Here is a 22,566-nt window from a genome sequence, read left to right on the forward strand (position 1 = left end):
TCTATTCCTCCCTTTCTACTATTTGGTATTTCCAATCAGCTACGACTAGATTGTTGTTTTCGTCTCCTAACAATACATCATCATTGTCTTCAGCTTTGATTGGTACATAGAATCGATTCTGTAATACCATTTCTTCTAGCAATGACAATCGTTGTTCTTGCTCGGCGACTTCTCTTTTAGTAGCTTCATGATCTATGTAACTGGCTTGCTTTACATTGTCCACATTCCCCAAGCCTACCTGCGCCTTGGTTACATTGTGTGGGTTGTTGCGGTTGTTGATGTGAGCAGTAAGATCTGCTTGATTCGCTTTGTTTGTTGTTTGGTTGCCGATAATCTCTTCAAGACCGTCAATATCAGCAACTTTGTGACGGTGGGTTGCGTCGGCTTTGTTTTCCCATCGTTGCGCATCCTCAGCGCCGATAATATCTCTTGACCTCCAGATTTTAGCCATCCGTTAGCACCTCCAGTCTATATTTGAATCGTGTCGTTGTTTCAATCGGAACGTATACATCAATAACAGACTGAGGTACATTTGAAGCGTCTAACAACTCAATCTTGTTAATTTCTCTGATTGAGTCTGGTACCAAGAAATCAATCAAAACAAAACGTTGCTCTCGTTGTTTCTGTATCGTCACAATTTGATTATCGTTCAACCTTGCTTTGTTGATTTTAGCTAGTACGGTTTCTGTAACTGTATTTAGTAACGTTTCTTTAATCATTGAATAAAACCTCCTCTTGTGGCCCTTCATATTCAAAAGGTGTCACTCCTACAACTGCATAACCTGCTCTAGCGAAATCTACTGAAGTCTTGAATAACCGTTCTTTCAATTTGACACGCTCTGTTACTGTCGGGATATGCGTATATCCCATATTTGCTGGTTTTATCGCATTGACAAAAATAACTGACTCTCTGAAAAGTCCGCTCGTTTCCGCACCAGACTCAATCAGTAAGACCTGATTAGCGAAATCTACTGAAGCCTTGTACTTTCCTTTTCCGAAAAGGTCGTCCAATTTGCGAATTAAAAACCACCAAGAAAATGGTGGTCTCATATTGATACGCAGTAAAACACGCTCTCTTCTCCAGTCCAACGTATCGTCAGCATGAGCAACAATACCGTAGACTTCCTCAAATTTCGTTAAGGTAGGAACATCACAATACATAATAAACTGGTTCTTGATGAACTGCTCTAACGAGACAGTCCCGTCTTTAAACAGAGCGTTTTCAACTCGAACCAGTTCTTTCATATCTTTGACGCCCTCGTAGTAATCTGGAACGTATTCAGATAAGTTTACCTCTTTCACCATTAAACTGTCCTCACTGTTCCTTTATACGGCAATTGTTGTAATTGTCCTGTAAAAACAAGTGCTAAATCAGCTTCACGGTTATTCAATTTCATCTTATCAACGTTTGCGATACCTGTAATGGTCAGTAGCTTGGCCATTAACTGCGAGCGATAGATTTTCATGCTGTAGGTGTTGACATCTGAGTATTGCGCCCAGTTCTTTCTCAAGTCTAAGAAATACTGGTCTAGTGTCTTGTCTACCAGTTCTTTCACTTGATTTAGCTGATATCCTGTCATCAACTCAAGTTTAAACTCAATATCAATCGGGAATCGTGTCGCAGTCGTAACCGTCACACGGTGGTTGATAGGAGCTAGTCCAACTCCTTTTCCAGTATATTCTAGTGGATCCAGAACATTTTGCACCTTCTTAATTGTCTCAGTAGACGCCAAGTTTAAGTCGTTGTCTAAAACAACCACTTTAACCGTTCCTGAGCCGTTCCAAACTGGATAGACCTGAACTGCGCCAACACCGTCAATTTCACGAACACGCTGAACGTACTCGATGAAGTTACCGCCAAACGGCTTCTCATTGACGTAAATCAAGAAACGCTTCCGCAATTCATCGTCAGTTTCTTCATCTTGCCCAGATGTAACGATTTCCCCTAAGACTGCAGTGGCGAGGTTCCTGTAGTTCTCCAAGGGTAAGATATTGCCGTAGTAGCGGTTTCCGACAACGCCAGTCGTCTCACACTCTACTTCATACTTGCCAGCTACATTAGTTGCACGAACTACCTTGTAGATGAGTGCAGCATCGTCAATTGTCGCAAAACGAGAACCTAAAGCGATTTGTACGCCTTCTTTTCTCTCGTTTTTAAACTCCGCAAAGCGTACCGCTTTCTTGGACGGATAACGATGTAGACCGAACTCCTCAACCTTGTAGTCTAGGTATTGACCAATAGCAGTCTGTGGAAATGTATCTAGCAGTAGATTTTTCAACTGCAAATAAAAACCAGCTAACTCGTAACAAGCAGGCGCTAATGCGTCATAGATGATAGAACCTTCCCGTGTATCAATATTTTCATTGACACGAGAAAGAGCGTCATTCATCAGATAATCAAACGTGTATTTTTCTAAGAAATCACCTATCATTAATCAGCGTCACCTCCTTTTCAACTTTAAATAAACCGGATATAGTATGGACTTCAAAGACACAAAGTAAGCTGTCCTTAGTTTGTTGCTCGATGAAGAAATTTTGGACACTTTTAATTCTTGTATCAACTAACAAGGCTTGAGAAATTGTTCTCTCAAGGTCAGCTTTTACAAAATCATAAGGTTTTCCAATCAAGCGCTCTAATTCTACTCCGTAGTTTGAAGAGTAGATGACCCACTCAAACCGTTCTGTAAGCAAAATCTTTTCAACTGCTTGCCTCATGGCCTCTAATCCATCTATATATCCGTGTATTCTGCCATTTTTCACTTGATAAGTGTAGGATGGCAAAACAACTTCTTCAATATTTCGTATATCTACCATCTTCACTCCATCCTTTGTAAAACGTAGTATAATTGCCCGTTCTGGGCTTTAATCATTAAGACTTTGTCTCCTGCTTCAAGATCACGAAAAACAATCCATCTCTTGTTGTCCCCTTCAGTATCTCCAGTGCGTAGTTCTTTAACCATCGGACTTAGAACTAAAAAAGACTCAGGGATTTCAAGTTTATTATTAACCTTGATTGTTAAAGGAGAAACAGATATGACAGAGCCAAAAACAATATCTGTTCTGTCTGTCCCATCATCTACTCCTTGCGCCAAAAGGCGTGCTAATAACTCTCCTGCCATTATTCCAGCGTCCTCAATTCTAAATCCATTGTATGCACCTTGTCCCACTTGTGGGTACATTTAGAGATGATGCCAAGACTGTTCTTCTTAATCCCTTCAGACTCTAAATCAGCAAAATCCAACACAACACTGTTGCCTGCACTGATTCCAAGATGTCCTAAACAAGGGACTTTAAAAGTCTTTTTAGGATGATTTTTAGCTTTCAATAAGAGTTCAGCCTTCTGTTGAATCTGACTCTCATTCATTTTTTCATCCACTTTTTCGTGGTACTGCAACTTGCCCCAAAGAGCCACATTTTTAGAGTCTTTCACAACGTAAACTTCACGCTTATTACTCTGCTTGTTGTCTTTAGTCAGCTTCACATAGTTGTAACTGTCATCGATAGAGCCTTCATAGTCAAAGTCTGTCGCTACGCTATCATCACCAATCACTAAGTCAGTAATCAGCGAATTTAAGGCTATATGCTCGACTGTACCAAAGTTATCTCTGATGATGTACCACATGCCACCATGAATCAATGTTAAGTCCAAAGCGTTCTGGATCATCGCAAAATAAGTTTTCTTATCTTCGATTTTCTCAGGACACGTCCAGTTTCCCTCGTCAACAACTTTGTACTCAAGTTCTGAGATTTCGCAAATCTTACTAAAGATTTCATGACTTTTAGAGGCTTCAAACACGATTGTATCAGTGTTTTTCAGGTACCTCATTCTGTCATAAGCAGTAACAGACCATTTCTTGGCTGATTTCCGCTTTTTCTTGAAAACTTTACCGTAAAAAATGCCCTTATCATCTACCTTGAAGCGGATAACATCCCCAAAGTTACAAGCGACCTGCGAGTCTATAATCATATCAAACTCAAGTTTCCCCGGCTGAAAATCAATGCTAGTTTCCCATTTGACACCTCCGACCAACTCAGTGATATCAAAGACTTTACCGTCATTCACATCTTGAATCAGAAATTCCATCATAGGACTTGCACCGAATCAGCAGTAACCCAACCACGCCAACCGCCATCAAGCATAGTAACGTGATAAGGATGCGACCCTTTCATATTGATATAATTGACAAGTCTAGTTGCGTTTGACTCAGTTTGACCAGGCCCTTCTCCATAGCTATCTCTATGAAGTTGCCCATTAACAAGCACCTTTGCACCGATAGTCACTTCTTTCTTAGTTGAGGGAGCCTGTTCTTTCTGAGGCTGACTAGCTTTCTTCTCTTCTGATACCTTCTTCTCGATTTTTACAAACCGAGCCTTGGCCATCTTGTACTCTTTGAAAGTGATGTCGTAGTAAACATCCTCATGAATACCAGCTTTTCTTTGTTGCTCAAAACTTTCAACTGTCGCAAGCATATTGATACCCACGCCAGAGATAATCAAGCGACAAGGTTCTTTGCCGTCCATGATTTTCTTCAAGAGTCGGACATAGGTTTCAGGCGTTCCTGATTTATTCAGGACATAAGAGCGAAAAGTGTCTCTAGGGAAGAATGAAGTGAAAGTAACCTCAGAGAGTTTAGGAAAACTCATCTGGGTTATTTCTCCTAGCGCAATACTCGTTGTTGACTCGTTATTTGCGCTATTCTTCGTTTTTAGCTCTTCTGGATTTACAGGAAGTTGTGTGACCTGACCTTTGTACTCTACGAAAATACCAATCGCCATTTCTTTCTACCTCCTACGCAATTCCTAGGTCGCTATCGACCAAACCGACAATCTTTTCTTCAATTCTGTCAACCAAATCATCGATATCCTGTTCAGTAGCGCTATTTTTAGACTCATATTTAACACTAACTTGAGGTGTTAAAACTTGGTAATCAATGATGTACTTACGTTCTGCAACATCACGCATCATCTTGATATCTTCGTCTTTCAGCTTGACTTCATCTTCAATCTTACCGACGTTACCAATGTTCTTGCCTTTGCCTAGCTTGTCGCCAAGACCACCAGCACCACCAGAAGGAGCACCAGCCCCTGCAGGCGTTTGGTTCATTTGGTCAAACTTAGAAGCAAGTTCGTCTTGACCTTTCATCTTATCAGCGAAGCCTTGCATGGCATCACCAACACCTTGACCAAAAGCCTTGGTACCACTAAAAGCATTGCCAGCAGTTGAGAAAGGATTTTTCATCCCATCCCATAAACCGCCTGGAGTTATCATGTTAGCACGCATGCCGTCAAAAGATTCATAATCATCAGGAGCCTCTCCTGGATTAAACATCTCTCCCATAGCACGGATACCATTGGCAAAACTACCGTCATTGGACATATACCCCATTTCGCCAACTTTTCCTAGATTCACTCCTGGTATCTTATTCAAAGCGTCAATGATCCAGTTGATAGCTTTAATAGCCATATTGGCACCTGCTATAAAAGCATTACCGATAGCTTGCGCTACATTGACTACCCCATCAACAAACGAAGCAAAATAATCTAATACAGTTCGAACAAGATTATAAAATAACTTTCTGATGGAATATATCGGGTGCTTAAAGACATTTCTCAAAAATTCTGCAATTGCTAAACCAATATTGTAAATACCTATGAAGAGATTCACAATAGGTGCAATCATAAACATGACAAGATTGATAACGAACATAATGATGTCATAAACTACCGTTCCGACAAAGACAAAGGCTGCAACGATAGCAGCTGCAACATCTAAGAATGAAATCCCCATAGCATTTAGAGCCATACCGATTAATAGCGCGATTCCAATTACACCTATCAGTATCAGCATCAGCCAAGCCCAAGGTGCTCCTGCCATCAAACCCGCTACAAACATTGCAACACCTGCTATAAGAGCAACTGCCGCAAGAAGTATTAATGCAGTCATGACTATATTGATGTTCTCAGTAACCCAGTTCCAACCTGCAACAAAGAGATTAAAGAGCCACAAAGCTATCTGGCCAATCGCAAACATAGCGGTTTCTAAACCTGCCATGAAGTTCTGTCCAGCGGTACTGTTAATGAACTCTTGCCATGCTTGAATTAAAGGCTGAAATGCGTATGAAGCAACGTTACCAACCTGAGTCATCATGTCGGCAAAGGTCATCGGCATTTTCGCAAACTCAGCGTTTGTTTCAACTGCTGAACCAAGCAAGGCACTCTTAAGGATATCTCCTGTTAGTTGGCCATCTTTAGCCATCGCCCTCAATTGACCAACGCTGACACCAAGGTGTCTAGCTAGTTTTTGGGCAACAAGCGGAGCGTTCTCCATCATAGAGTTAAACTCATCACCACGAAGAACCCCTGAAGCAAGTGCCTGTGTGATTTGAAGCGTCCCTGCTTTTTGTTGCTCTAAGCTTGCACCACCGATTTTATAAAGTTTATTCAACTGTTCAGCGAATGCAATAGCTTCATCATTGCTTTTAAAGGCTTCTCCAGCTTGTGAGCGTAGTTTAGCCACTGAGTCTGCCATGATACCGAAGCCAGTCCTTGAGCGTTGTGCTGCCGCCATGATACCGTCTTGGAGTTCTTGGCCTGTCTTAGATCCGTCTTCTATCGTCTTAAGCCTTGCCATGGTCTGAATATAATCATCACCTGACTTAATCAGGCCACTCATTAAATTAGCCATTTGCCTCAAGGCTTGAATAGCAACCATGAAATTCAAAGCACGAGAAATAGAGGCCATACGACCAAGCATGGATGTAGCAACGCCTAAGCCACCAATAAGAGGCCCAGTTGGAGGAAGTTTAGGAGCGATAGGTGCAGCCGGTTTAGGTGCTACAGGACTAGCAACTTTAGGCACATTTAGATTTTTAGGCATATCTGCTTTGACTTTAATCGTTGCAGTTTGCGTCATCTTCTTGACACGTCTATCCAAATCGCCAAATTTTCCAATAGTTCGATCGATTGTGTTATTAATCTTATTCAATGAATTAGAAAATTTATCTTTAAGCGTTAGGGTCTGTGTTAATGTAGTCATCTTCTACCGTCTCCTCCTTCCTCTGCTTTTTCTTTCCATTTCTTTGTGTTCCTTTTCTTCTGCCTCTACTCGGATATCGATAAAGGCAAAAATCAAGGCTTTTTCACGTTTAGATAAACTATCCAAAAAGGACGGAGTCCAGTTGAATTGATGCAAACAGTAGTAAGCATAACTCAACTCTGCGTCCCCGTCCTCTAGTCGTTTTTTGCTTCTTCAACAAGATCATTGATATCTTCGTCAAAGCCGTTAAGCGACTGGATTTCTTGCATTAGGGTAGCATATTCCCCAATCTTCAACATAGCTTTCAAGGTTGCTGCTTCATCCCCAACTGTACGATAAGACTCTTGTAGTTGAGCGTCTTTTAGGTCTGGCGTAACAACGCAAGCAGACATCAAAGAGTCAATGTACTTATCGTTGTTGAACTCAGGAATAGCCACACCTTGGCGGTTTTTCTTCTTGATTGTCGCACGTTTCTTCAACGTATCGTTTAGACTTTCGTCAATGCTTCGAATGACGAAAGGAGATTTGAAACGTTTAAGGTGTACTTCCTTTGTTTCGTCCTGCTGAACGTTTTCTAGTAAAAAGTCTGAAATTGCCATTTATCTATCCTCTTTCTAACCTAATTTAGGCGCATTAAATTTTTCCAAGATATCCACATCTTCAAAAGTAAAGTTGACTTCTTCTTCCAAGAAATCTTCTTCAACTTTTAGTTGGCCCATCACAACTTCATCAAGGTTACATTCGCGCAAGATAGTTGTTTGACGACCGATTGAACTTGTCGCATCGTCATTGGTCACTTGGATATCAAAGAATGTATCACGACCATTCTTCATGTAATCCAACATCATTTCCTTGAATGTTGAAGTGACACCGTAGATGGTCATCTTACCTTCACCCTTGAAACCAGTAGCCTTCACTTGCGTACCACGTTTGTTAAGGGTGCGGACTTCTTCTTTGTTTTTCTTAACTGTTGCTTCAAGTTCCTTGATATAGAACATGAACTCATTTTTTCCGTCGATGTGAATAAAAGCGGTACCTTCCTGACCGCTGATTACGTCACGACCTTTTAAAAAAGCCATACTATCTCCTTCCCTACTCTACTGTAACTGTCATGTACAGTTTTTCCATGCTGTCCACTGGTTTCACTTTAACGTTAACCACTACAGATTCTTTCAACTCACCACGTAGTACCTCGATGTCTTCCACTTTGAAGTCTTCAATAGCGCCACGAGCCTCAAGGTCTTTGAAGTAGCGAATACGGTTCGCTTTGAACGCTTGACGTCCATCTTCGTTGTTGCTTACCTTTCCAAGGAAATACTCAGAGAAAGCATAACGAGTATCGTTCACGATATCGTCCAAGGTACGCAAGATACGGTTCTTACGGAAGTCTTGGTTCTTTTCAATCGTGAAGCTGACGTGTGAGTTGATATCTTGTTCAACTACCGCACGACCACGACGAGCAGTAAAGACGAATTGCCCTTTCAAAAGCGCATCTTCTGTCTCTGTATGGCTCAAACGACCCACAACATCAACAGAGTCTTCATACTTCTCATAAGTCAATGATTTTTCAACACCAGCATTTGCACTGGCTGCTGCAACCCATACAGTCGCTTTCGTCTTATCAATAACCGTCTTATCAGACAAGATAACACCGTTTTTAACGTTGATTACCGCTTCACTATCTGCGTCAGAGTCCGCAACAACCAATTGAGCACCTAGTCCTTCATCTTCACGCATACGTTTGATAAAGTTAATAGCTGCCTTCTTGATAGAAGCGTCTTCTACTGGCAAAGCCATATAGTTAAATTCAACTGTTTCAAGCGCTTTGAAGTATTCTGAGTAGTCTTGAGTTGAGACTGCACCGTCAGTACCGCCAGTCAATTTAGCGCCAGCCACTGCTTGCAGTTCGCCAGTTCCTGAAAATTCAACTAGATCATTGTTTTTCAAATCAGCCAAGACTTTTACAGTTTGTGAGTCCATCACTACCGTATCAAGGAATGTGACAACATCAAATGAACTTGGGTCGTCTACGTTTGTTTTGACTGTTACTGTGATGTCATTCCCACGGACACCGCTATATTTAGCTTGAGCCGTTACATTGTCTGAAAGGCTTACGTTTGCCTTTTCGCCCGTATTTAGACGATAGAGCAAGACTTCACTGACACGCTTGAATGCTTCATTTAGCAACAAAAGCTGAGGGCTTTCTTGCTCATAACCTAGTTTTTTAAATAGGTCTTCGCCACGTCGAATTTTCATCAGTTTCTTTGATTCTCCGAAACTGAGTGCCAACGGTACTGTTACGACACCATCACCACCAAGTCGAGTCATTGCAATGTCTTTTGATTTGACGTTGATGTAAGCACCTGGTCTTACTTTATTTTGGCGTTTCCAAATTCCACCTGCCATTAGTTAATCTTCCTTCCTAGTTCGTATTCTAGTTTTGCTCGTGCTTCTTCCAAACTATAAGACTCTTCTGGGTCTAAAATAGCCCCCAAAATGTCTTTTTCTCCGTTGGTAAAAGCGCTACTTTCCAAAATGTCCGCAGTAGGGAACACAATTCCGTCTACATTATCCATCTTTTACCTCTTCTTTCACTTTCAATTCACGTTGTTTGATATCTTCCTCTTCTAACTTCAAGCGTGTGCTTGCGTTAAAAATACAATGCAGAATGTTGTCAACCACTTCATACTGACGGTCAAATAAATGAATCGTCGGCAAGTGTAAGAGTTTATAACTCAATTCTTCCTGCATTGCTAAACACTCGCTACGCTTTTTCTTAGGAGGAAAATAAGACAAATCCACTTTAGAACGTACTTTCACATATTTATTGGCCTCTGGAGTGTACTTAGTATCAACCACATGGATAAAAAAACAAGGCTCTTTAAAACCTTGCTCTACTTCATCCAGATAAATCCTGATGTCAGGATATAACCCCTTGATATGACTAACTAACTCCTCGACTAACCGAAAGCCTTTATTTGCCATTTCCTAACACTACCTTTCTCATAAAGCCATCATACTTATCACGGACACGCTTCTCCATATCGCTTTTAGTATCTTCAACCGTTTTATGAAGGAAAAACTGCCCTGGAACAAAGCCGCCATTAACCGTCTTATGCCCGTACTCAACGTGTGGGGCATAGTAGACCTTGTTATAAACTTTCTGCTTATAAGTCCGTCCAGATACTTCAATACGGCTTTTAGACCAGGCTTTTTGCAAGGTTCCGCCTTGTTTTCCATGAGCACTTGCCCAAAATTTGACGTGTTTGCCATCTTTGGTTGTGAACTCAACCCAATGATCCGTATAAACACCAACAGGGGTTCTCTCTTTCACTTTGGAATTTAGTTCTGTACCTTCATGATTCAAGGTCTGCCTCATAAATCGGTCTACTTTCGCATGATTCGCGTTCTTGTTGAAGTTGTTAGCAAACTTAGCGAAACTACGATAATCAAAACTGCCACTCATGACTTGCCCTCTAGTTTTATAGCAATTTCTTGATGTGACCAATACTGACCAATAGGCACATTAGAACGTGTAAACACTTTAACGTGCCCATTTCTATCAGTCACCTCAATCTTGCAACCTGCAGGAATATCATAGACAACAGAGCAAAAGAGTTTCATATCATAGCCGTTAGCTTGATAGTCGATCCCGTTCGTTGAACTATTGCTCATTTGCGAAATCCTGCAAGGAATGTCCTCTAATAGCACGCTTTCTGACATACTAGTCAAACCGTCTATCTCTTGCTCTGTATAACCTTTAACCGTCATTTTACAGTCAAACAAGCAATCAAAGACTGTCTTAGCATATTCAGTCATAGTAGCTTCCTAAAACGATTCAACTGACGCTTGTAGCGCTCAAGTGATGACGGCACTTGTTTCATTCGTTGAATCATTTCGTAAGGACTAACCTTTCCGATTGTCGTATCGCCCATTTTGATACTCTTAACCGAAAAATCGTCTGCGTCTGCCTTTTCAGCAAGCACGCTTTGCTCCTTGACCTTGTCCAATAAGTCGTTGGTCATGTCTATCCATACGTTCTCTAAACGTCCAGGCACACTGTCTTGGTGAATATAATTCAAAATCTCGTTTTCTGCTTGGGTTAAAGCGTAGTGGAGAACTTCCATGTCTTTGAAATAATTATCCTGACGCATTTTCCGAACGCATGAGATCAAGTACATTGTGTTGTCTTGTTTCAATTCTTGAATCATATTCTGTCACCCAATCTATTTGCCAATTTTGTGTTTCAAAGCGATAATACCGATGTTCTTAGGCTCATAAACACGTTGCCAGTTTTTGAATTTAGCCAAGTCAGCGTTTGATGGAGTGATGTTTCCAGCATCCACTTCTGCGCCAGTCCATTTCACACCGTATGGGTGCATAACAAGGGCACGACGAGTGTAAATCATGTCGTTACCTTTAGCTGCTTCACGAGAAGTTTCAAACGTAGTCAATCCTGATGGATTTCCTGTGTTAAGACCGATTGAACCTGTGCGGAAAAGATATGAAGTATATACATCTCCTGTTGGTGCAATACCATCATCAATAATGACACGGTAACCAAGGTAGGTTGGAATGTTGATTGTCGCAGTTGTTGGCTGGATGTATTGAATCAAGTTATCTTTTTGTAGTTTAGTGTAAACCGCAGAGTGCATAGCAATCGCAGTAACTTGATCAGCAGAATCTCCAAGCAATTGTTTGGCGTCAAGTACCATACTTGCATCGATACCGGTAGACGCTTTTGATTGGTCTGATACGTGAGTTTCTTCAAGAGCACCTTTCTCACCACCTGTTCCAGTAGCAAAGATACCATTCAAGGTAGCAATCAAGGCTTTTTGGTCTTCACGCAACCAGTAAGCACCGATACGGTTCAAGATAGCACGGACTGGGTCAGAACCAGCTACAATACCAGTCAATTCGTTAGCAGCCCAACCACGTCCACGATAAAGAACGCAGGCAATGTCTGCTCCAGCAGTGATTTTTCCAGTTTCTAGCGCTTTGTCGCCATTTCCAAGAACTTCAGAATCGCCAGTAAGGTCATTCCAGAAAGGCATGTTGACCAATAGACCACCAGATGTAATATTTTTTGATACACGTTCGTCTGATACTGCGATACCACTTTGTACAAAAGCAGATTTAGCAGCCGTGTACTGTTGCATGTAGGCATTGTATTGTTGAGGTGTAATCGTGTCTAGAATTTTTGTAAGTTCATTAGCCATTAGTTATTTTCTCCTTGTTGTTCTAAAAATTGAGTTAGGTTGAAGTTAGGATTGCTCATAGCAGTTTCCCAATTCCCTAAATTAGCACCTTGCCCATCGCCTTGATTTGGCGTGTATTGGGCTTGTTTCTCCCCGTTAAATAGATATGGACTCTTGGCACGCTGAGCTTCGATTTGCTCAGTCAAGCCAATCAATTTGCCATCTTTTACAGAGATTTCGTCTTTGTTTAAGATTTTCTCAAAAATTTCTGCGTCTCGAACGCCAGCTTTGGTCAACTCAGCATCGATTAAGCGAGATTTGTTCTCATCTGCTAGTTTCGTCTCAAGCGCTTCTGTATCTTGTTTGTACTTGGCTTGTAAGTCCTCTAGCTTTTGCTGAATATCTTCAACATCTGCGCCCTTTTTCTTCAAATCATTCAAGTCTTTATCACGTTGTGTCAGCTGTCCACGCACGCTCTCCAATTCACTTTCTTTACTTGCCACATCATCCTTTAACTTTTGGATATCCGCACCATGCAAAGCGAAGACTTGAGAAATTTGGTCTTCAGTTAAGCCGATGTTTGCCAGTTGTTCTTTTTTCATTTTGAAAATCCTTTCCTCTACGCTAGGCTTTTTAGGTGTTCTCCATCACCAGTCGCTCCGCTTTTGTTAGGACTACGGACTTGTCCAATAGTTGAACCTTTTAACGCCATGTTCAGGGCGATTGTTTATAATCTTTCCTAGTTGTATAATAGACAAAAGGAGGTGAGATTATGAAAAAATCTGAATTGGAAACTTTAATTTCTAAGAAAAGCCAAGAAATTTTCACTCAAATGGCTAAAGAAATAAAAGAAAATTATATTGATAATCCTGATAAGTCAAAATCCGATGAATTTGCTTATCTCCAACTAGATTATCCAATTGAAGTTTCCAAACGTCTAATATATAGCGTATTGTCAGAAGTTCTTACTATCGATTAGTTTATTAATTGAATTATGTAAGTTTCTGATTTTTCGCTGTTCTTCTATGTGTAGCACTAGCTTTGTTGTAATGACGGTTACAGCAATTGTTAGTGCTATTTTTGTATACTTCCTCAAGGTAAGACCTCCAACATATAAATTTAACCGTACGGAATTCCATACGGTTAGAGATAAGAAAACCGCCTCGGTTTCGATGCGGTTTATAGCAATTTACAGTAATTTATAGCAGTCTATTCCTGCCAGCCAAGATATTGAATAGCCTATTTTCTGTTTTTAAGCCATGAAAAGTCATTATCAACCAAAACTTGATAAAGAATTTTCCCAATTCGGTCTGCCTGCTCTTCTTCGTGATTTATGTAGCCAGCTTCAACTAAAATGCCATGCGTGATTTCGTGAATAAGAGTCTGAGCTTCGATTTGTTGACTAGCTGAGTCGTCAAGAACAATCCTGCATGTCTTGTACTCAATATGCCCCCATTCCCCCTGTTTTCCCTGTAAATCAGTTATTTTTTCGATTTCGTAGACGATGCCACCTATTTTCACCTTATTCATGCTAGGCTTTTTATTACGATTCATTTTTTCAACCCTTTCTTTACACCTTTAATTATTCCGCTGATCACGGCCAGAATAATAAAGATTAAAAACAAAAATACCAACCACCCGAAAGCGATTGATACTAAATCCCAGATAAACATATCTTTACTCCTCTACTTTTTCGTATGTTTCTTTAAAGATGTCAGGTTTGCATGGATAAAACTCACCTTGCACACCTTTGATGATATAGTCGCCTTTTTGAGCCACTATATCTCCCTCAAGCGTTGGAATGACAATACTTGAATCAGAGCACAAGGTATTTTGACCAATAAACTCTCTGATTTCTTCATAGTTTGAGCCAATAAATCTAATGGCCTCAATCACTACTGGTTTTTTACGGTATTTCATTTCTCGTTCCTTTCTAAGCATAAGAAAAGCACTTAGATTTCTCTAGGTGCTTGTTTATCTAATTGGTAAGCCTTTTGCGTAAGCTTCTTTAGCCTCTGCAAGTGTCATTTTATTTGGACCGCCATCAATATTTATAATGCCTGTATTTTGCCAATGGCAGACGTCACAGATATCATAGTCCATAACTTCAGTTCCGCAAACAGGACAATGTAGCCATAGTTCTCCGTCAATTTCCCATGTCTTTTTTGAATTCTCCATCATAATACTCCCTTCCTAAGTCCGGTTTAAACATTGTTTTGATTTTGAATGTTTTTGGATTAGCCAAAACATAGATATTGTTATCAATATCATAGCGAACTCGTCTATGTCCTGTCTGATAACCTAATATCTTGTCCGAGGTCGGTTTTGATAACAAATCAGACGCCATTTTTTGGTATTCTTCAATGGTTATATCGCCGAACTCTTTCCCATGACTTTTGAAATGTCCATTTAAAGATTTCTCAGTAGGAAACTTGGACTTTGTCCATCTGATGCGGTCTTTCAGTTCCTTGTATCCCTCAACATCATTATACTTCAAATCATAGAAGCCTGCAAATGTTTTGGGCATATTTTGAGAGCCTAAAACCTGCCTATAAGCTATGAACTGCTCCTTGGTTCTGCGGACTCTGTCCTTTTCCAATCGTTCAGCTTGTAGCTTGTCTTTGATGGCAGTCTGACCATACTTATCAAGTTGTTGCTTTCGCCAATCCTTGAAGGTCTGACCACTTTCAACCTCATAGCCTTTCCCTGTTTCAATATCTCTTGCATAGCGTTTCCCACCTTTTTCTAAGGCAGGAATCGTCGTACATCGACAGTGAGGGTGCATGGTCGGGTAATTTACACCTTTCTCTGCATCCTTAACAAGAAATACCTTACCATCCAACTCACCACAAATAGGGCATGTGTGAACCTCTAAGGTCGCTAGATACCTGTACTTCTTGATATTGTCGTCCTGATATTCATCCAGCGTTGCCTGAGCCTGAATACCGTTCGTTTCCGTCTGCAAAACAGTAACCGCACGATTACGAGCACGTTCGAACTCAATTGCTAGAAGTTTACTGGACTGGTCTATCGGATAGCCTCGGTTTAAATCATTTGTTACAAGTGATTCTACTCTACTAACCAATTCGTCCATATTGCTACCCCAAACACGCTCAGAGAACCGCTTACCTTTGAAGTTTTCCTTGATTGCCTTTTGAAGATATTCTTCTTCTAGGCGCTCAGGCTTGAAATTCGGTTCTCTTTTGGTCTGCTTATGGTAGTTGTAAGCACGATTTAAGTAAGTTTCTTGGTAGGTTTGTTTGAGATGTGTTTCTATTCGCTTGTTGATTTTGCCAGTCATTTCAGCGATATCCATCTCAACACCAGCAAACAAGGCATCTGCATTTGTTTTGACTTTTATTGACCTTGACCACTCTGTTAAATCAGAATGTTTCTTAACAAAGCTAGCAATCTCTTGCTTGGTTTTCAATTGATCAGTCTTAGTCAGGGATAGCAGATAAAATGGTAATGAGTCACTACGATTTTTAGATACCCTCTCAAACGCCTCTAAACGCACTGTAATGCGTTTTAGTGTTCTGTGGTATAAATTATCGATGTAGTCTATTATCTCGCTGAGGTCGTCAATCTGAGCCAGCTCATATAACAATCTGTCTTTCTCTTCTCGGCTGAGGTCATCAAGAGATTCTATGAAAGCAATCTTCTCTTCTTTATTCAGTTTCCGACTCATGCTCTACCTCTTCCATATCGTAGAGTTTTTCAGGTCGTCCCTCTTGGTCAGCTTTCTGCAAGCGCAGCTCATCCTGCCAATCTTCTACAATTGGATTCGATTTAGCTACATTCTCTCTTGATGTGATAGTTGCAAGAGTAGAAACTACTTGAGCCATTTCTGTATCGTTATTGATTGAGTTCCGTGTCCATGTTTGCTTGATTTTGAATTTGTCAGACAACCCTAGATGTTTCAAGATCATCTTAACAAGCGTAGCATATCCACTTCTGAACTGAGTTTCCATGTTCCCAACCTTTAACTCTAAGAGCGAATATAGGAACTTCAAAGCAACTCCAGAACTGTTCCCCAACTTATCTGTTTCAGGGTTAATCCCTTGGCCACTAATAAAAATTTGTTTCTTAGTTCGCTCTAAAATCAGATTTCTTGCTTCGGTTGGGATGTCAATCGCAATAGTTGTAACTCCTGACTGGTCTCCCATACCGTCGTTGTCCATCTTAATCATCTTGTAGCGTTTCAAATCTTCCAGAAACTCTTGCTTGTCCTGCCCACCGTAATTTGTAAGGACAAAGATAACCTCTTGAACATCGTCTGTATCATTGACAAATCCACTAAAGACCTTGTCGTAAACATCAACTAGGTCTTTGATTGGTTTCAAGTCGTTGGTCTCGATTTCATTGTTTTTAAACGGAATAAAAGGAACAAGACCAAAATCATGTTTGAAAGTGTTGTCGCTAGAGTGATCTCCATTCATGGTATCAATCAAAGAGATAGCTTGGAATGTTTCTAATTCTTCCAGCGGTTTATTTTCTTCGTGACGATAGAAAGAGCACTCTTTGTCGTTCCAATATTCGTAAACAGTATAATTCTTACCATCTGTTTCATCTATGCTAGAGTAAACTCGCAGTACCCCAATCAACTTCTTATCCAAAGACTTTGAATAGATTGGTATCACTTCTTTTGAGTCAACGCAAGCATATCTAAACGAGTTATCACTAGCGTCTTTCCAAACATGAAGCCAAGCGATACCAGAATTTCCTGCATTAACGCAAAGTTGCTTGCTGATACGTTCATAATCGTCTCCTAAGACGTCTACAATCTTATCATTAACGCTTTTATCGTCCACATCAAATGTAGGCGGATAGGTCAACGCATAAGCCTTTTTCTGGTCAAGCAATAACTGGTGCCAGTTGTGACTAATACGGTTGTCAGCATTACGAAACGCATTATCTTCTGCTTTCGCTTCATTCTCAGCGCCTTTCTTATCAGCAGGCTTACGCTTTCGTTTAATATCATTCTCGTTACGATAGTATTTCTCGGCTTCAGCTGCTTGTGAGACAAACTTTCCATGTTTGACCATCTGCGACGAGATTATTTTTTTAATTACTTCTATTTCCAAACAGTCATACCTCCTGACTTGAATAATACTGTATAGCAGAAATAACGCAGGGCGTCCATTGCGTGGTCAAATTGCTTGATAGGTTTGTCCTCGCCATTTGCTGAGGCTTTCTCGTCCCAGACATAAGCGTGGAACTCTTTCAACGTATTCACACAACTCTCATGTACTGCTATTTTCTCTTGGCCTAGCATAGACCCAACAAAACGAATGCCTTCAAGGACATTATTTCTAGCTTTTTTGATTTTGTATCCTCGCTTCTTCAATTCAGCAATGAATGAAGCAGCAGACGGGTCAATAATAATACGTTCGATGTTCGTATCTCCTAGCCAAGCAGCTAGATCATCAGCATACTCAGCATTGGTCTTCTGTACGTTCTCGTCACGACCTGAGTAATAATATTCCCTTGTTAAGTAATACTTGCCATTGATGTCTTTTTCCCACAGAAGAAAAACGGTCGCATTCTGCGTACCGTAGTCGACCGAGACATATTTGCCCAGCTTGCTCATTTCTGGCAATGTTGATACAACATGCTTATCCTTACTGAACATATCGTAGACAATACCTTCTGCAACCGTCCAAAGACCTTGAATGTAGCGCTGATAGAAAACACCTTGATATTGACTTCTATAACGCTTCTTGATGTTCTCTGAAAGAGAAAGGTTATCGTCCATGTCAAAATGCAGATAAAGCATGTTCTTTGTTTCCGCTTTGTCTATCCAGTTGACTTTAAACCAATGATAAGGACCGTCTGGGTTGCAGTTGAACCACCACTTCGAGCCTGTCACAGAACACCGTCCTGTACCTTGGTTAACAAACGACTCAGGCATAAGCGCTACTTCATCAAAGAAAATACCTGCCAGCGTCAAACCTTGAATAAGATCCTGTGAACTCTCGTCCTTACCACCAAAAATATAGAAATCATTCGACACGTCGCCTTTTGAGATTTCTATCAGGTTATCCGTCCGGTGATAGACGTAGCTAAAACCTCTTGACTGTATCATAACCAACAATAACTTCAGGACATTACGATTAAAAGAGCCGATTGTCTTTCCGCACATCGCAAAGTTTTGATGGTTGAATGATGTCATCGCCCAGATAACGAATGCAAGGCTCATAGAGACAGTCTTACCAGAACGGATAGCACCATCAGCGATAATGCCTTCTGACTCATGAACTGGAGAGTTCCAAAGCCACCAAGTCAGCACTTTCTTCTGCTTTTTGCTAAAAGGTTGGAATTTGAAGGTATTGGTTTGCATTCTTAATCTTGCCAAGTTTCTTCAACCACCCCTTCTAAAGATTTAATAAAGCCGTCGTCTTTAACGTCAACCTCTGATGTTCCTATTTGTTTTCTAAGCTTCTCGTTTCCTAGCTTGAGCGCTTCAATACGTTCTCTTTGCTCTTTCTTATCAAGAGAATCTTTTGCATCTGTCGTAGTCAGCTTGCTGATTTGTTCAAACGCTCTAACGTTACCTTTCATAGCCTTCTGCATCATAACCATCGCTAAAGCCATTTCGTTAGTTGTGTCAAACCCCATATCTTCAAGTTGCTTCTTAACGTTTGGACTTGCTACATCTGCTTGCAGGATTGTCTCAAAAGCCTTTTTAAGGTTCGATTTTTTTCTTCTAGCTTTACCAGAAGCCACTCCTGCTTTTTTTGCATTTTCTCGGCGTTCGCTCGGAGTTCGTTCTGAATTTTTTATCAAATTTTGCTCATTAGCCATCGCCTCACTTCCTTATCAAAAAAATAAATTTAACTTACTTTTTCAGCGGTAAGTCCAGTCTCTTCTTCCCAACGTTTAATGGTCCGCTCTACATACACAGGATCCAATTCCATTGCATAACCAATTCTTTCAGAGCGTTCGCAGACCATTAATGTAGAACCTCCACCATTAAAGCTATCTAGTATCTTGTCACCTTTTTTACTGGAATTCAAAACACATCTAGCAATCAACTTCAAAGGCTTCATCGTCGGATGGATGTCGTTTCTAACAGGTTTATCCTCATAAAAGACAGTCGTCGGAGATGTATCCTGCATGGTCTTGATGTAAGAAATCAATTCGCTTTTTGTCATTTCTTTTAGATTTTCTTCATCTTCTTCAATGACAGTAGCTAGTGAGCGATTGTCCACAAAATAGTGACTCGCTCCGTCTTTCCAACCGTATAAGCAGGGCTCATGCTTCCATTGATAGTCCTGACGACCTAACACAATAGCATTCTTGACCCAGATAATGGACTGTTTCAGTAGCCAACCTGTCTCTTTTACTGCAGCTCTAAAATTTAAACCTTCCGAATCTGCATGCCAGATATAGAACGCTCCCCCTGGTTTTAAGTGGTTGTTTGCAACCACAAATGCATCTCTTAGGAATTGTCTGAAACTAACATCATCCATGCTATCGTTCATGATTGTCATAGCTTCATCAGTTCCTCCTTGATAGGCCACGTTATATGGTGGGTCTGTAACATATAAATCTATCACCGCACCATCAATTAACCGTGCCATATCTTCAGCAGATGTGCTATCGCCACACATCAAACGGTGTCGTCCTAGCTGAAAAATATCTCCATATTCTACTTTCGGCTTCTCTTCGGAATCGATATCGACTTCTTCTCCCGTCTCTTTTTCATCTTCTTCAAAATCATCTAAAGAAAAGTCAATATCTTCGAACCCAAAAAGCGTCATATCAAAACCAGTAAGTTCATCTAATTCGCTATAAAGTAGTTCAACGTCCCAATCAGCAAGCTCCCCTGTCTTATTATCAGCAAGTCTAAATGCCTTAATCTGTTCCTCTGTCAAATCATCTGCAATAAGAACTGGTACAGTTTTTAGCTTTAAAAACTTCGCTGCCTTAAACCTTGTATGTCCGTTTACGATTTCTCCATCAATCGTTGCGACAATCGGAACCTTAAAACCGAATTCCTTTATAGAATTGGCCACTGCTTCAACTGCTTGTTCATTGTTCCTAGGGTTATTTTCGTAAGGTCTTAGCCATTCAATCGGCTTATCAACAATCTTCACTGTTTCCCTCCTCAAGAAACCAAAAAACACACATCCAAAAGATATGTGTTTCTCGGGTTATATAGTCCTTTAGACTTTGCTTTTTACAGCCAATTCTGTAAAAATTGGAACGACAGGGCTCGAACCTGCCTACGTTTCAGACCCTTTATAGTCATATCGCTCCACCAACTGAGCTACGTTCCAACTGCAAGACGACTACAACCTTGCGTGTGTATTAAATTTTGACTTCATTTTTATTTTTTGTAGTCATTTAAAACCTCTAGCGGAATCAAACCGCCTAGCTTATAACTTACCTAGGATATAAGTAGCTACGCAATCATGCGAGGTCCAGTCACTTCTGCAACCATTTTTAAGTTAATGAGTGATATATGAATGCTAAGCCAACTGCCTACCCCATTCTGGGACACAAACACTCAAATGACAGTAGCTGGAATCGAACCAACTGGTCTAGCAGTAAAACGCACGTTTGGTAAAAGTTTCAAGGAGACCCAAACAACCTGCTAACCTGTCCTTACTGTCTAAGAGGCCGGAACCTCTATATTTTTAGGAGTCCTCATGACTGTTCGTTGCCAATCATTGGATAATACTATTTTAACACCTTTTTTCGTTCCAATTCTCCCAAGATTTTCCCAGATTTTTCCCAAGATTTTCCCAGAAATCACTTGTAAACCAAAAGGTTGCTTGCTTGATAGGACTCCGCAAACTCTAATAGAGCTTTGTTTAATATCCGATAATACTCACTGGATGAGTAGCCTAGTTCTGAGTAGATGCTGTAGTCTTCCCTCCTTTTCTTCCTGCAATATCGTTCGATTAGGATACGTGTATATTCCATATCGGAAAGATTGTTGATTGCTTTAGCGATTAGTTCTAAATCCTGCTGAGCTGATACTCTACGCAAGACCATGCTTTCTACCTGCTTACTTGTCTGACCACTTGATGACCTTGGCTCCAGCGAGTAGGATATTGTGATTTTTGGAGCGTATTCTTCTCCAGCTATCCGTCTCAGACGACTGTATTTTTTGAGTACTTTGATAGCTTCCTTTCTAGTTTTCTTTTCATCGATGATATCCAATAACTCTATTTGCACACGAACTCCTCCTCATGATATAATAGTTATGCGAAACTATAACACGAGAAGTCAGCTGTGCTGGCTTTTTTCTTGCCTTACTCCCTTTTTAGGTGTATACTGTATGTATACAAAGCAAAGGAGAAACAAATGAATACTGTTAAAACTCGTAAGGTTGGGAACTCTGTCACTGTGACCATTCCGAAAACACTCAATGTTCCAGAAGGTCAGGAAATGTTTGTCTACAAGGGTGTAGATAATGTCATTGTCCTAGCTCCAAAAATTCCAGACCCATTTAGTGGAGATGCAGACCTACGCATGGAAGATGACTTTGAGGGGGTAAGATTCCTTGACAGCGAAATATGATTACATTCCAGAAAAACAGGACATCATCTGGATTGACTTTGACCCGTCTGTTGGACGTGAGATTCAGAAACGCCGTCCTGCTATTGTCGTCTCGCGTAGAGAATATTCGGAGCGGACGGGATTTGTGGCTGTATGCCCTATTACACACGGTCAAAGCAGACTAGAAGAACAAGGCCTGCTCGTTCCTGTGCGTTCCAATAAGGTAGACGGCTCTGTCAATCCACTCCAACTCTATACCTTTGACTTTAGAGAGCGCAGGGCTCAAAAAATCACAACCATGGATACAACCAGTTTTCAGAAGGTTGTCCAACTCTACAACTTCATCTTTGAAGCCTAGTCCTTATGGATTGGGCTTTTTTAGTTTTTCTCTAATTCCTCAATCAGCCAATCAAGGTTCTTTCTGGCTTTCTTCAGGTCTTCCAGACCGTTTTTCTTTTGAAACCGTAACATATACTTGATTGCGTTGCCCCAAAAGAAAGCAGACGTTCCGGAAAGGCTCCCAACGAAGTTATGCACAACATCGATAGCCTCAAGACCGTTTGCACCTTGGTAGTGGCTTGGTTTGTTTATGTTGTCTGTCATGTTAAGTCCTCCTCATAAAAATCATATCATTCAAATTACTCCAAGCGAGATTGTTACTTTGATTTCTAAACTCTCGCTTTTTGTAAGGAATCTGATGTTTATTCAAGTAGTAATATACCTGATTGTAATGTAGTCCTAATTTTTGTGCGATATCTTTTACAGCTATACCTTGATTGGCTAGCGAAACTACATCTTTGTGAAATATAGTCAAGTCTAAAA

General features: G+C 40.6%; 34 protein-coding genes and 1 tRNA gene. 3 read left to right on the forward strand and 32 right to left on the reverse strand.

Annotated features, from left to right (window positions below):
- Position 1: 1 nt before the first annotated feature.
- The 20 genes from DSY56_RS09340 to DSY56_RS09425 are packed head-to-tail and all read right to left on the reverse strand — an operon-like array spanning position 2 to position 12,836.
- Complete coding sequence (locus DSY56_RS09340) at positions 2–451, reverse strand: hypothetical protein (RefSeq protein WP_112445263.1); 450 nt, start codon at positions 449–451, stop codon at positions 2–4.
- Positions 444–719, reverse strand: a complete 276-nt coding sequence (locus tag DSY56_RS09345; RefSeq protein ID WP_112445265.1) for a hypothetical protein — start codon at positions 717–719, stop codon at positions 444–446. Before DSY56_RS09345 ends, DSY56_RS09340 begins: the two co-directional genes overlap by 8 nt.
- Positions 712–1,305 (reverse strand): putative phage tail protein, encoded by a 594-nt coding sequence (locus tag DSY56_RS09350; protein ID WP_112445267.1) that lies wholly within the window; start codon positions 1,303–1,305, stop codon positions 712–714. The genes DSY56_RS09345 and DSY56_RS09350 overlap by 8 nt, the downstream gene beginning before the upstream one ends.
- Entirely contained in the window at positions 1,305–2,432 is a 1,128-nt protein-coding gene (locus DSY56_RS09355; RefSeq protein ID WP_112445269.1) for a baseplate J/gp47 family protein, read from the reverse strand. Before DSY56_RS09355 ends, DSY56_RS09350 begins: the two co-directional genes overlap by 1 nt.
- The gene (locus DSY56_RS09360; protein ID WP_023948079.1) at positions 2,422–2,814 is read right to left on the reverse strand and encodes a DUF2634 domain-containing protein; all 393 of its coding nucleotides are present in this window, start codon (positions 2,812–2,814) and stop codon (positions 2,422–2,424) included. The genes DSY56_RS09355 and DSY56_RS09360 overlap by 11 nt, the downstream gene beginning before the upstream one ends.
- A 2-nt stretch (positions 2,815–2,816) precedes the next feature.
- Entirely contained in the window at positions 2,817–3,119 is a 303-nt protein-coding gene (locus DSY56_RS09365; protein ID WP_112445271.1) for a DUF2577 domain-containing protein, read from the reverse strand.
- A complete protein-coding gene (locus DSY56_RS09370; RefSeq protein ID WP_234990573.1) occupies positions 3,119–4,084 on the reverse strand; it encodes an XkdQ/YqbQ family protein in 966 nt (321 codons plus the stop codon). The genes DSY56_RS09365 and DSY56_RS09370 overlap by 1 nt, the downstream gene beginning before the upstream one ends.
- Positions 4,084–4,776 (reverse strand): phage baseplate protein, encoded by a 693-nt coding sequence (locus tag DSY56_RS09375; RefSeq protein ID WP_061759919.1) that lies wholly within the window; start codon positions 4,774–4,776, stop codon positions 4,084–4,086. The genes DSY56_RS09370 and DSY56_RS09375 overlap by 1 nt, the downstream gene beginning before the upstream one ends.
- A gap of 13 nt (positions 4,777–4,789) precedes the next feature.
- Entirely contained in the window at positions 4,790–7,036 is a 2,247-nt protein-coding gene (locus tag DSY56_RS09380; protein WP_112445275.1) for a tape measure protein, read from the reverse strand.
- A 3-nt stretch (positions 7,037–7,039) separates the two neighbouring features.
- Positions 7,040–7,213: a hypothetical protein gene (locus tag DSY56_RS11930; protein ID WP_160109923.1), complete on the reverse strand. Its 174-nt coding sequence runs from the start codon at positions 7,211–7,213 to the stop codon at positions 7,040–7,042.
- A gap of 17 nt (positions 7,214–7,230) precedes the next feature.
- Positions 7,231–7,635 carry a phage tail assembly chaperone gene (locus tag DSY56_RS09385; RefSeq protein ID WP_112445279.1) on the reverse strand — a complete coding sequence of 135 codons (405 nt, stop codon included), beginning with the start codon at positions 7,633–7,635 and terminating at the stop codon, positions 7,231–7,233.
- Between the two features lie 15 nt (positions 7,636–7,650).
- Entirely contained in the window at positions 7,651–8,115 is a 465-nt protein-coding gene (locus tag DSY56_RS09390; RefSeq protein WP_015973666.1) for a phage tail tube protein, read from the reverse strand.
- Positions 8,116–8,128: 13 nt separating this feature from the next.
- On the reverse strand, positions 8,129–9,442 hold the full coding sequence (locus DSY56_RS09395; RefSeq protein WP_112445281.1) for a phage tail sheath family protein: 1,314 nt from the start codon (positions 9,440–9,442) through the stop codon (positions 8,129–8,131).
- Positions 9,442–9,612 (reverse strand): hypothetical protein, encoded by a 171-nt coding sequence (locus DSY56_RS12085; protein WP_023948067.1) that lies wholly within the window; start codon positions 9,610–9,612, stop codon positions 9,442–9,444. The genes DSY56_RS09395 and DSY56_RS12085 overlap by 1 nt, the downstream gene beginning before the upstream one ends.
- A complete protein-coding gene (locus DSY56_RS09400) occupies positions 9,605–10,021 on the reverse strand; it encodes a phage tail terminator family protein (protein ID WP_112445283.1) in 417 nt (138 codons plus the stop codon). Before DSY56_RS09400 ends, DSY56_RS12085 begins: the two co-directional genes overlap by 8 nt.
- Positions 10,011–10,502 carry an HK97 gp10 family phage protein gene (locus DSY56_RS09405; RefSeq protein ID WP_112445285.1) on the reverse strand — a complete coding sequence of 164 codons (492 nt, stop codon included), beginning with the start codon at positions 10,500–10,502 and terminating at the stop codon, positions 10,011–10,013. The genes DSY56_RS09400 and DSY56_RS09405 overlap by 11 nt, the downstream gene beginning before the upstream one ends.
- The gene (locus tag DSY56_RS09410; protein WP_112445287.1) at positions 10,499–10,855 is read right to left on the reverse strand and encodes a hypothetical protein; all 357 of its coding nucleotides are present in this window, start codon (positions 10,853–10,855) and stop codon (positions 10,499–10,501) included. Before DSY56_RS09410 ends, DSY56_RS09405 begins: the two co-directional genes overlap by 4 nt.
- On the reverse strand, positions 10,852–11,247 hold the full coding sequence (locus DSY56_RS09415) for a hypothetical protein (RefSeq protein ID WP_112445289.1): 396 nt from the start codon (positions 11,245–11,247) through the stop codon (positions 10,852–10,854). Before DSY56_RS09415 ends, DSY56_RS09410 begins: the two co-directional genes overlap by 4 nt.
- A 15-nt stretch (positions 11,248–11,262) precedes the next feature.
- The gene (locus tag DSY56_RS09420) at positions 11,263–12,255 is read right to left on the reverse strand and encodes a major capsid protein (RefSeq protein ID WP_112445291.1); all 993 of its coding nucleotides are present in this window, start codon (positions 12,253–12,255) and stop codon (positions 11,263–11,265) included.
- Entirely contained in the window at positions 12,255–12,836 is a 582-nt protein-coding gene (locus DSY56_RS09425) for a phage scaffolding protein (RefSeq protein WP_112445293.1), read from the reverse strand. Before DSY56_RS09425 ends, DSY56_RS09420 begins: the two co-directional genes overlap by 1 nt.
- 170 nt (positions 12,837–13,006) lie before the next feature.
- Here DSY56_RS09425 and DSY56_RS09430 point away from each other — a divergent pair, with 170 nt between their 5' ends.
- Positions 13,007–13,213 (forward strand): hypothetical protein, encoded by a 207-nt coding sequence (locus tag DSY56_RS09430; protein WP_084946641.1) that lies wholly within the window; start codon positions 13,007–13,009, stop codon positions 13,211–13,213.
- 260 nt (positions 13,214–13,473) lie between these two features.
- On the opposite strand, the gene DSY56_RS09440 is transcribed toward DSY56_RS09430, so the two are convergent.
- The 10 genes from DSY56_RS09440 to DSY56_RS09485 form a co-directional block, all read right to left on the reverse strand.
- Positions 13,474–13,788, reverse strand: a complete 315-nt coding sequence (locus tag DSY56_RS09440) for a hypothetical protein (protein ID WP_112445297.1) — start codon at positions 13,786–13,788, stop codon at positions 13,474–13,476.
- A 123-nt stretch (positions 13,789–13,911) separates the two neighbouring features.
- Positions 13,912–14,154 carry a hypothetical protein gene (locus tag DSY56_RS09445; protein ID WP_112445299.1) on the reverse strand — a complete coding sequence of 81 codons (243 nt, stop codon included), beginning with the start codon at positions 14,152–14,154 and terminating at the stop codon, positions 13,912–13,914.
- A 54-nt stretch (positions 14,155–14,208) separates the two neighbouring features.
- On the reverse strand, positions 14,209–14,412 hold the full coding sequence (locus DSY56_RS09450) for a CPCC family cysteine-rich protein (RefSeq protein WP_112445316.1): 204 nt from the start codon (positions 14,410–14,412) through the stop codon (positions 14,209–14,211).
- Positions 14,381–15,922, reverse strand: coding sequence for a minor capsid protein (locus DSY56_RS12685; RefSeq protein WP_112445301.1), 1,542 nt, complete (start codon positions 15,920–15,922; stop codon positions 14,381–14,383). The genes DSY56_RS09450 and DSY56_RS12685 overlap by 32 nt, the downstream gene beginning before the upstream one ends.
- Complete coding sequence (locus DSY56_RS09460; RefSeq protein ID WP_112445303.1) at positions 15,903–17,318, reverse strand: phage portal protein; 1,416 nt, start codon at positions 17,316–17,318, stop codon at positions 15,903–15,905. Before DSY56_RS09460 ends, DSY56_RS12685 begins: the two co-directional genes overlap by 20 nt.
- Positions 17,309–18,574, reverse strand: coding sequence for a PBSX family phage terminase large subunit (locus DSY56_RS09465; protein WP_112445305.1), 1,266 nt, complete (start codon positions 18,572–18,574; stop codon positions 17,309–17,311). Before DSY56_RS09465 ends, DSY56_RS09460 begins: the two co-directional genes overlap by 10 nt.
- A 2-nt stretch (positions 18,575–18,576) precedes the next feature.
- Positions 18,577–19,038: a stress-induced protein gene (locus tag DSY56_RS09470; RefSeq protein ID WP_112445307.1), complete on the reverse strand. Its 462-nt coding sequence runs from the start codon at positions 19,036–19,038 to the stop codon at positions 18,577–18,579.
- A gap of 29 nt (positions 19,039–19,067) precedes the next feature.
- Positions 19,068–20,333 (reverse strand): DNA modification methylase, encoded by a 1,266-nt coding sequence (locus DSY56_RS09475; protein ID WP_112445309.1) that lies wholly within the window; start codon positions 20,331–20,333, stop codon positions 19,068–19,070.
- 104 nt (positions 20,334–20,437) lie between these two features.
- A tRNA-OTHER gene (locus DSY56_RS09480) sits at positions 20,438–20,516 on the reverse strand.
- A gap of 475 nt (positions 20,517–20,991) precedes the next feature.
- Positions 20,992–21,420: an ArpU family phage packaging/lysis transcriptional regulator gene (locus DSY56_RS09485; protein ID WP_001165368.1), complete on the reverse strand. Its 429-nt coding sequence runs from the start codon at positions 21,418–21,420 to the stop codon at positions 20,992–20,994.
- 129 nt (positions 21,421–21,549) lie between these two features.
- Between DSY56_RS09485 and mazE the strand changes: the two genes are divergently transcribed.
- Positions 21,550–21,765: a type II toxin-antitoxin system PemI/MazE family antitoxin gene (gene mazE / locus DSY56_RS09490; RefSeq protein WP_049524334.1), complete on the forward strand. Its 216-nt coding sequence runs from the start codon at positions 21,550–21,552 to the stop codon at positions 21,763–21,765.
- Positions 21,749–22,102, forward strand: a complete 354-nt coding sequence (locus DSY56_RS09495; RefSeq protein ID WP_112445311.1) for a type II toxin-antitoxin system PemK/MazF family toxin — start codon at positions 21,749–21,751, stop codon at positions 22,100–22,102. Before mazE ends, DSY56_RS09495 begins: the two co-directional genes overlap by 17 nt.
- A gap of 20 nt (positions 22,103–22,122) precedes the next feature.
- Here the strand turns inward: DSY56_RS09495 and DSY56_RS09500 are convergent, their stop codons facing one another.
- Both DSY56_RS09500 and DSY56_RS12490 read right to left on the reverse strand, forming a co-directional pair.
- Positions 22,123–22,347 (reverse strand): DUF3310 domain-containing protein, encoded by a 225-nt coding sequence (locus tag DSY56_RS09500; protein ID WP_112445314.1) that lies wholly within the window; start codon positions 22,345–22,347, stop codon positions 22,123–22,125.
- A gap of 1 nt (position 22,348) precedes the next feature.
- Positions 22,349–22,566, reverse strand: a 218-nt coding sequence (locus tag DSY56_RS12490; protein WP_234990574.1) for a helix-turn-helix domain containing protein, incomplete at its 5' end; no start/stop codon positions are given.

It is taken from the genome of Streptococcus sp. 596553 (assembly GCF_900411395.1).
GTDB lineage: Bacteria > Bacillota > Bacilli > Lactobacillales > Streptococcaceae > Streptococcus > Streptococcus mitis_BA.

What these genes read in the sequence shown, in the direction of transcription:
- DSY56_RS12685 (WP_112445301.1), bottom strand. Translation starts at nt 15,922, where the DNA reads ATGAGTCGGAAACTGAATAAAGAAGAGAAGATTGCTTTCATAGAATCT.
- DSY56_RS09340 (WP_112445263.1), bottom strand. Translation starts at nt 451, where the DNA reads ATGGCTAAAATCTGGAGGTCAAGAGATATTATCGGCGCTGAGGATGCG.
- DSY56_RS09500 (WP_112445314.1), bottom strand. Translation starts at nt 22,347, where the DNA reads ATGACAGACAACATAAACAAACCAAGCCACTACCAAGGTGCAAACGGT.
- DSY56_RS09380 (WP_112445275.1), bottom strand. Translation starts at nt 7,036, where the DNA reads ATGACTACATTAACACAGACCCTAACGCTTAAAGATAAATTTTCTAAT.
- DSY56_RS09470 (WP_112445307.1), bottom strand. Translation starts at nt 19,038, where the DNA reads ATGGCTAATGAGCAAAATTTGATAAAAAATTCAGAACGAACTCCGAGC.
- mazE (WP_049524334.1), top strand. Translation starts at nt 21,550, where the DNA reads ATGAATACTGTTAAAACTCGTAAGGTTGGGAACTCTGTCACTGTGACC.
- DSY56_RS09430 (WP_084946641.1), top strand. Translation starts at nt 13,007, where the DNA reads ATGAAAAAATCTGAATTGGAAACTTTAATTTCTAAGAAAAGCCAAGAA.
- DSY56_RS09390 (WP_015973666.1), bottom strand. Translation starts at nt 8,115, where the DNA reads ATGGCTTTTTTAAAAGGTCGTGACGTAATCAGCGGTCAGGAAGGTACC.
- DSY56_RS09360 (WP_023948079.1), bottom strand. Translation starts at nt 2,814, where the DNA reads ATGGTAGATATACGAAATATTGAAGAAGTTGTTTTGCCATCCTACACT.
- DSY56_RS09395 (WP_112445281.1), bottom strand. Translation starts at nt 9,442, where the DNA reads ATGGCAGGTGGAATTTGGAAACGCCAAAATAAAGTAAGACCAGGTGCT.
- DSY56_RS09450 (WP_112445316.1), bottom strand. Translation starts at nt 14,412, where the DNA reads ATGGAGAATTCAAAAAAGACATGGGAAATTGACGGAGAACTATGGCTA.
- DSY56_RS09375 (WP_061759919.1), bottom strand. Translation starts at nt 4,776, where the DNA reads ATGGCGATTGGTATTTTCGTAGAGTACAAAGGTCAGGTCACACAACTT.
- DSY56_RS09445 (WP_112445299.1), bottom strand. Translation starts at nt 14,154, where the DNA reads ATGAAATACCGTAAAAAACCAGTAGTGATTGAGGCCATTAGATTTATT.
- DSY56_RS09465 (WP_112445305.1), bottom strand. Translation starts at nt 18,574, where the DNA reads ATGCAAACCAATACCTTCAAATTCCAACCTTTTAGCAAAAAGCAGAAG.
- DSY56_RS12085 (WP_023948067.1), bottom strand. Translation starts at nt 9,612, where the DNA reads ATGGATAATGTAGACGGAATTGTGTTCCCTACTGCGGACATTTTGGAA.
- DSY56_RS09425 (WP_112445293.1), bottom strand. Translation starts at nt 12,836, where the DNA reads ATGAAAAAAGAACAACTGGCAAACATCGGCTTAACTGAAGACCAAATT.
- DSY56_RS09365 (WP_112445271.1), bottom strand. Translation starts at nt 3,119, where the DNA reads ATGGCAGGAGAGTTATTAGCACGCCTTTTGGCGCAAGGAGTAGATGAT.
- DSY56_RS09410 (WP_112445287.1), bottom strand. Translation starts at nt 10,855, where the DNA reads ATGACTGAATATGCTAAGACAGTCTTTGATTGCTTGTTTGACTGTAAA.
- DSY56_RS09350 (WP_112445267.1), bottom strand. Translation starts at nt 1,305, where the DNA reads ATGGTGAAAGAGGTAAACTTATCTGAATACGTTCCAGATTACTACGAG.
- DSY56_RS09400 (WP_112445283.1), bottom strand. Translation starts at nt 10,021, where the DNA reads ATGGCAAATAAAGGCTTTCGGTTAGTCGAGGAGTTAGTTAGTCATATC.
- DSY56_RS09345 (WP_112445265.1), bottom strand. Translation starts at nt 719, where the DNA reads ATGATTAAAGAAACGTTACTAAATACAGTTACAGAAACCGTACTAGCT.
- DSY56_RS09355 (WP_112445269.1), bottom strand. Translation starts at nt 2,432, where the DNA reads ATGATAGGTGATTTCTTAGAAAAATACACGTTTGATTATCTGATGAAT.
- DSY56_RS09405 (WP_112445285.1), bottom strand. Translation starts at nt 10,502, where the DNA reads ATGAGTGGCAGTTTTGATTATCGTAGTTTCGCTAAGTTTGCTAACAAC.
- DSY56_RS09370 (WP_234990573.1), bottom strand. Translation starts at nt 4,084, where the DNA reads ATGGAATTTCTGATTCAAGATGTGAATGACGGTAAAGTCTTTGATATC.
- DSY56_RS09420 (WP_112445291.1), bottom strand. Translation starts at nt 12,255, where the DNA reads ATGGCTAATGAACTTACAAAAATTCTAGACACGATTACACCTCAACAA.
- DSY56_RS09415 (WP_112445289.1), bottom strand. Translation starts at nt 11,247, where the DNA reads ATGATTCAAGAATTGAAACAAGACAACACAATGTACTTGATCTCATGC.
- DSY56_RS09385 (WP_112445279.1), bottom strand. Translation starts at nt 7,635, where the DNA reads ATGGCAATTTCAGACTTTTTACTAGAAAACGTTCAGCAGGACGAAACA.
- DSY56_RS09440 (WP_112445297.1), bottom strand. Translation starts at nt 13,788, where the DNA reads ATGAATCGTAATAAAAAGCCTAGCATGAATAAGGTGAAAATAGGTGGC.